The organism is Phenylobacterium sp. (genome assembly GCF_030681155.1).
Classification (GTDB): domain Bacteria; phylum Pseudomonadota; class Alphaproteobacteria; order Caulobacterales; family Caulobacteraceae; genus Phenylobacterium.
Window position 1 is genome coordinate 1 of record NZ_JAUXXE010000048.1, and the last position, 6,245, is coordinate 6,245.

Here is a 6,245-nt window from a genome sequence, read left to right on the forward strand (position 1 = left end):
GGGCCCGATGAAGCACATCCTTGAAGAGCTGGAGAAGCGTCGGGGCGAGGCCCGGCTGGGCGGGGGCGAGCGGCGGATCGCCAGCCAGCACGGCAAGGGCAAGCTGACGGCGCGCGAGCGGCTGGACCTGCTGCTGGACGAGGGCTCGTTCGAGGAGTTCGACATGTTCGTCGAGCACCGGGCGACCGACTTCGGGATGGCCGATCAGAAGGTGCCGGGCGACGGGGTGGTGACCGGCTGGGGTCATATCAACGGCCGGCTGGTGTTCGTGTTCTCCAAGGATTTCACGGTGTTCGGCGGCAGCCTGTCGAACGCCCACGCCCGCAAGATCGTCAAGGTGCAGGAGCAGGCGCTGAAGGTCGGGGCCCCGATCATCGGGCTGTTCGACGCCGGCGGGGCGCGGATCCAGGAAGGGGTGGACGGCCTGGCCGGCTACGCCGACATCTTCCTGCAGAACACCCTGGCCTCCGGGGTGATCCCGCAGATCAGCGTGATCATGGGCCCCTGCGCCGGGGGCGACGTCTATTCGCCGGCGATCACCGACTTCATCTTCATGGTGAAGGACACCTCGTACATGTACGTGACCGGCCCGGACGTGGTGAAGACCGTCACCCACGAGGAGGTCACCCACGAGGAGCTCGGCGGCTACCGGGTGCATGCGATGAAGTCGGGCGTGGCCGACGGGGCGTTCGAGAACGACCTGGAGGCGCTGACCCAGATCCGCCGGCTGGTCGACTTCCTGCCGCTGTCCAACCGCGAAGGCGCGCCGGTGCGCGAGAGCTATGATCCGGGCGAGCGGCTGGAAGCCTCGCTGGACACCCTGATCCCGGCCAATCCCAACAAGCCCTACGACATGAAGGAGCTGATCTCGAAGGTCGTCGACGAGGCCGACTTCTTCGAGATATCCCCGGACTTCGCCAAGAACATCATCTGCGGATTTGGCCGCATCGACGGGGCCACGGTGGGGATCGTCGCCAACCAGCCGCAGGTGCTGGCCGGGGTGCTGGACATCGACTCAAGCCGCAAGGCGGCGCGGTTCGTGCGGTTCTGCGACGCCTTCGAGATCCCGTTGGTGACCTTCGTCGATGTGCCGGGCTTCATGCCGGGCACCAAGCAGGAGCAGGGCGGGCTGATCCGCCATGGGGCCAAGCTCTTGTTCGCCTATGCCGAGGCCACGGTGCCGAAGGTGACCTTGATCACCCGCAAGGCCTATGGCGGGGCCTATGACGTGATGAGCTCCAAGCACCTGCGCGGCGACGTCAACTACGCCTGGCCGACCGCCGAGATCGCGGTGATGGGCTCCAAGGGCGCGGTCGAGATCATCTTCCGCAACGAAAGCGCCGAGGCCATCGCCGAGCGCGAGGCCGACTACAAGGCCCGCTTCGCCAATCCCTTCGTCGCCGCCTCCCGCGGCTATATCGACGACGTCATCATGCCCCACTCAACCCGGCGCAGAATCTCCAGGGCGCTCAAGAACCTACGCGGAAAACAACTCTCCAATCCCTGGAAAAAACACGACAATATTCCGCTCTAGCTAGCGTCATCGTGACGGAACCAGCGCTCTTCCTCGTCGTTGTCGGGTTCACAAACCTAGCAACCCAGGGAGAAACAGCGATGTCCGACAGGTGGACAGACGAACGCGACGAACTGGACCGTATCGACCGTGAGCGCCACTACGGGCGCTATCGCCGGGACGAATATTCAGCGTCCGACCATCGCCCGCGCGACTATGGCGAACGCAGCTTCAATCCGCGTGATCGCGATAGCGAACGCTCGGTGTTCGGCGAGCGCGAGAGCGGGGCGAGCTATGGCGCGCCGCGATATGGCGAGCGTCCCGGCTACGGGCGCGATCAGGATCGCGGCGGCAGGTTCTATGCACAGGCGGGCCGCGACCGGCCCTATCGCGACGACTATCGACCTTCCTCCATTACGCAGGGCGGGCCGCAGTCCTACATGGCCGGCCGCTATGGCGCAGACCGCCACGGCGAGGGCCGCTGGCGCGACGACGACGAGCATGCCTATCGCGTGGCCTACGGCGATCATCACCCTGATCACAAGGGGCACTATGAGCCCCGCGACAGCGCCCGCCGTGAAGACCGGAGTTTCTGGGAGCGGGCGAGTGATCGCGTCGCGGCCTGGTTCGGCGAGGGCGACTATGACGTTCGCACCCGGGAAGGCGAGCACAGAGGGCGGGGTCCGACCGGCTACAAGCGGGCGGACGAACGGATCAATGACGAGGCCCATGAGCGTCTGACCGATGATCCTTGGGTCGACGCCACCGCCATCGCCATCGCAGTGTCGGGCGGCGAGGTCACGCTGTCGGGCACGGTGCCGGAACGGGAGGCCAAGCACAGGGCCGAACGGATCGTCGAGAACCTGTCGGGCGTCACCCACGTGCAGAACAATCTGCGCGTTCAGCGGGCCAATCCGATCACGGACCCCGGCCGTGGCTTTGGCGATAGCGCCAGCGCCGGCCAGATGAACCAGCCGCCGAAGACGCCGCGCGGCAACTAGGCCTTTCCCCGTCGCGTTTCGTCCCTAAGTGTGAGGCGTGACGGGGATCTCTTTTCAGCCTTTGCTCGAACGCTGGGGCCTGACGCCCGACGGTGAAGCCTTCACCACGGAATATACCGGTAGCTGGCTGCTGCCGGTTCGCCGCGATGGCATGCCTGCGATCCTGAAGGTCAGCCCCTCGCCAGAGGAGATCGCCGGCGGCGCGCTCATGGAGTGGTGGGCGGGCGAAGGCGCGGCGCGGGTCCTGGCCCGCGAGGGCGAGGCCCTACTGCTCGAACGGGCGATGGGGTCGCGCTCCTTGGTCGCCATGTCGAAGGACGGCGAGGACGACGCGGCCACACAGATCATCTGCGAAGCGGTCGAGGTGCTGCACGCCCCGCGCGAACGCGCCCTGCCGCCGACCTTGGTCCCGTTGGATATCTGGTTTCGCGAATTGGGCCCGATGGCGGCGAGGCAGGGCGGCGTCCTCGCTTCTGCGCACGAAGTCGCCCAGATCCTGCTGGCCCAGCCGCGGGATGTCGTGGCCCTGCACGGCGACGTTCATCACGCCAACATTCTCGATTTCGGGTCGCAAGGTTGGCTGGCGATCGATCCCAAGGGGCTGCTGGGCGAGCGCGGCTATGACTACGCCAACCCGTTCTGCAATCCAGACACCGCGACGGCTCTGCGAGCGGGCCGCTTGCAGCGCTATCTCGCCCAGGTTTCGGAGCAGGCCGGGATGGAGCCCAAGCGGTTGTTGATGTGGATCCTGGCCTATAGCGGGCTGTCGGCGGCATGGATCCTGGGCGACGGTGACGGCGAGCGCTTCGACCTGTCGATCGCCGAGTTGGCCGCAGCCGAACTCGGCGTCTGACCCGCGATCAGCCTCCCAGTTTCCAGCCGACCTGTTGGGAGAAATCGCTGAAGAACTGGGGTTCATAGGCCAGTTCCGGATCCTTGCGGACCCATTGGTCCAAGACCTCGGCGTCTTCCCCGACGAGGATGCGCCAGCGCTCGGCCTTGACCCCGTCGAGGATCACCTTGGCTGCTGCGGCGGCGGTCATCGGTGCGTCTTCCAGGAAGCTACGGGCGGCTTCGGCGCTGATCGCGCGGATGGCGTCGTCGGGGACCTGGCTAAGGTCCCTGCCGGCCGCCGCGGCTCGAGCACGAGCCTGGGCGAGTTCCTCGGCGCTCAGTTCGTCGGAGTCGGTACCGCCCTGCACCTTGCGGGAGTTGGCGATGATCGAGGTGCCGATGTGGCCCGGCATGACCACCGAGCACTTGATGTGCGGGGCCGTCAGCCGCAGGTCGGTCACCAGGGCCTCGGTGAAGCCCTTCACCGCGAACTTGGCGGCGGCGTAGGCGGTGAGCGACGTGGACGGGCCCACGGTCGCCCAGAAGCCGTTGACGCTTGAGGTGTTGACGATGTGGCCCTCGTCGGCGGCCATCAGCATCGGCAGGAAGGTGCGTACGCCCAGATAGACGCCGCCCCAACAGACATTGAAGGTCTTCTCCCAGGCCGCGCGACTGTCGGTCACCATGCTGCCGCCGCCGGCGATCCCGGCGTTGTTGAACAGCAGGTGGATGCGGTCGGTCTGCTGCTGCTGGGCCATCTCATCACGGAAGGCGATCAGCTGCGCCTCGATGGAGACGTCGGCGATGTGGGTGGTGACCTTGGTGCCTTGGGGCTTGCCGTCGGCCTCGATCAGCCGGACGGTTTCCCCCATCGCCTTGGCCGAGACGTCGCACATGGCGACGTTGCAGCCCTCGGCGACGAGCTGGCGGGCTAGCTCCCGTCCCATGCCGGTGCCGCCGCCGGTGATGACGGCTGTCTTGCCTGCGAAGTCTTTCACGGCGTCGCCTCCCTGGGGCTCTTTTGGGAAACGCTAGCCGGCTTCCCTACCGTCCGCCAAGCTCGGCGTGCTCAGACCTCTGTGTTGTAGAGGCGCAGGATGAAGGACACTTGGTAGATCAGGTTGACGATGGCGAAGGCGGCGTGGAAGCGCTTGTTCCGAGTGGCGATGGCCACAGCGCACAGGGCGACATAGACCGCGCAGCGGATCGGATACTCCCATCCAAGGTGGGCGAGATAGTCCTGGCCCTTAATCGCGGTGTCGACGATGTCGGCGAGGAAGGTCAGGGCCAGCAGGCCGAAGAACCACTTCCGCCGAGACATGAAGAAGTCCTCGAACCCGCCGTAGTCGGCCAGATCGTCGGGGAACAGCAGGCAGGTCAGGAAGTAGTAGAGGCTCGCATAGGCCAGGACGAAGGCATAGAGCTCGAAGGTCCAGGAGACGCCGGAGAGACGGAACTCCCACCACCAGAAATGGACCGCCGACAGCAGGATCGACACCGCCCAGGCGAGGTGGACGGGATAGAGCTTTCGCCGTCCTGGGTGTTGGACGAGGCCTGAAAAGCCGGAGAGCGCCCGGGTGATCGAGAGCCCGACCACGAGCCCGATGATCACCCGAACATGAAGGTAGAAATCAGCGCTGATCGGCGCTGGCGTCATCAGGCCGGCAGGGCCGCCAGGGCTGCGTTATCGCCCCGGTGAAGGGGATCGCGAAGCGGCTGTCCATCCTGGACGAATTCCAGCGAGACCGAATTGATGCAGTAGCGCAGCCGGGTCGGCGGCGGGCCGTCCGGGAAGACGTGGCCCTGATGGCTGTCGCAGCGGGCGCAGCGGGTTTCGATCCGCACCATGCCGTAGCTGACGTCGCGCACGGCGACGACGTGGCTCTCGGCGTAGGGGGCGTAGAAGCTCGGCCAGCCCGTGCCGCTTTCGAATTTCGTATGGGCTCGGAACAGCGGCAGGGCGCAGAGGCGGCAGCAATAGACCCCGTCCTCCTTGTTATCGAGCAGGCCGCCGCAGAACGGGGCCTCTGTTCCATGGTGCAGCAGAACCTCGGCCTCTTCGCGGGTGAGGCTGGCTTCTAGGTCCTTGCGTTCCGCCGGGTCTGGCGGCGTGAGATCAAATCCGGTGGGGGAGGCGGCTGGCGTGCTCATGGGGTCCAATCTAAGGTCCCTGCAGGTTTAGCGAAAGTAGCTCGCGGAGGATGGGCGCATGATCACCAGCACAACGCCGGAAGTGGCCGAGCGGTCCATCAGCCAGACCCTGGGCGTGGTCAGCGGCGAGGCGATCATCGGGGCCCATCTTTTCCGCGACCTCTTCGCCGGGATCACCAACATCATCGGGGGCCGGGCTGGGGGCTATGAGCATGCCCTGCGCGAGGCCCGCGACATCGCCCTGCGCGAAATGTGCGAGGAGGCGGCCCGCCTTGGAGCCGACGCCGTGGTCGGCGTCGATCTCGACTATGAAGCCCTGGGCGCCGACAACGGCATGCTCATGGTCACCGCCGCCGGCACCGCCGTTAAGCTGCGTTAGGTCCAAATGTTCTCGAAGATACTGATAGCGAACCGCGGCGAGATCGCCGTTCGGATCATCAAGACCTGCCGCCGGATGGGGATTGCGACGGTGGTGGTCTATTCGGAGGCGTACGCTGACTCGACTGCGGTGGAGCTGGCCGACGACAGCGTCTTCATCGTCGTCGCGCCGGCGTCCGAGAGCTCTCTGGTGGCCGACAAGATCGTGGCGGCCTGCCGCGAGACGGGGGCGGAGGCCGTGCACCCGGGGTTCGGGTTCGTGAGCGAGTACGCCGGGTTCGCGCGGCGGCTGGCGGCCGAGGGGATCGTGTTCATCGGCCCCAACCCTGAAGCCATTGAGGCGATGGGCGACAAGATCGAGAGCAAGA

General features: G+C 66.2%; 8 protein-coding genes. 5 read left to right on the forward strand and 3 right to left on the reverse strand.

Annotation, left to right across the window (positions count from 1 at the left end):
- The first annotated feature begins 7 nt into the window (after window positions 1-7).
- The 3 genes from Q8M13_RS12000 (at window position 8) to Q8M13_RS12010 (ending at window position 3,367) form a co-directional block, all read left to right on the forward strand.
- On the forward strand, window positions 8-1,534 hold the full coding sequence (locus tag Q8M13_RS12000) for an acyl-CoA carboxylase subunit beta (protein WP_305300188.1): 1,527 nt from the start codon (window positions 8-10) through the stop codon (window positions 1,532-1,534).
- Window positions 1,535-1,614: 80 nt separating this feature from the next.
- Window positions 1,615-2,514 (forward strand): BON domain-containing protein, encoded by a 900-nt coding sequence (locus Q8M13_RS12005; RefSeq protein WP_305300181.1) that lies wholly within the window; start codon window positions 1,615-1,617, stop codon window positions 2,512-2,514.
- A 37-nt stretch (window positions 2,515-2,551) separates the two neighbouring features.
- Window positions 2,552-3,367 carry an aminoglycoside phosphotransferase family protein gene (locus Q8M13_RS12010; protein ID WP_305300182.1) on the forward strand — a complete coding sequence of 272 codons (816 nt, stop codon included), beginning with the start codon at window positions 2,552-2,554 and terminating at the stop codon, window positions 3,365-3,367.
- 7 nt (window positions 3,368-3,374) lie between these two features.
- Here Q8M13_RS12010 and Q8M13_RS12015 read toward each other — a convergent pair whose 3' ends face one another.
- The 3 genes from Q8M13_RS12015 to msrB all read right to left on the reverse strand — a co-directional run bounded on the left by Q8M13_RS12015 (window position 3,375) and on the right by msrB (window position 5,499).
- On the reverse strand, window positions 3,375-4,346 hold the full coding sequence (locus Q8M13_RS12015) for an SDR family NAD(P)-dependent oxidoreductase (protein WP_305300183.1): 972 nt from the start codon (window positions 4,344-4,346) through the stop codon (window positions 3,375-3,377).
- Window positions 4,347-4,417: 71 nt separating this feature from the next.
- Entirely contained in the window at window positions 4,418-5,005 is a 588-nt protein-coding gene (locus Q8M13_RS12020) for a hypothetical protein (protein ID WP_305300184.1), read from the reverse strand.
- Entirely contained in the window at window positions 5,005-5,499 is a 495-nt protein-coding gene (msrB, locus tag Q8M13_RS12025) for a peptide-methionine (R)-S-oxide reductase MsrB (protein WP_305300185.1), read from the reverse strand. Before msrB ends, Q8M13_RS12020 begins: the two co-directional genes overlap by 1 nt.
- 58 nt (window positions 5,500-5,557) lie before the next feature.
- Here msrB and Q8M13_RS12030 point away from each other — a divergent pair, with 58 nt between their 5' ends.
- Both Q8M13_RS12030 and Q8M13_RS12035 read left to right on the forward strand, forming a co-directional pair.
- Window positions 5,558-5,878: a heavy metal-binding domain-containing protein gene (locus Q8M13_RS12030; protein ID WP_305300186.1), complete on the forward strand. Its 321-nt coding sequence runs from the start codon at window positions 5,558-5,560 to the stop codon at window positions 5,876-5,878.
- Between the two features lie 6 nt (window positions 5,879-5,884).
- The coding region (locus Q8M13_RS12035; RefSeq protein ID WP_305300187.1) for a biotin carboxylase N-terminal domain-containing protein at window positions 5,885-6,245 on the forward strand (361 nt) is incomplete at its 3' end.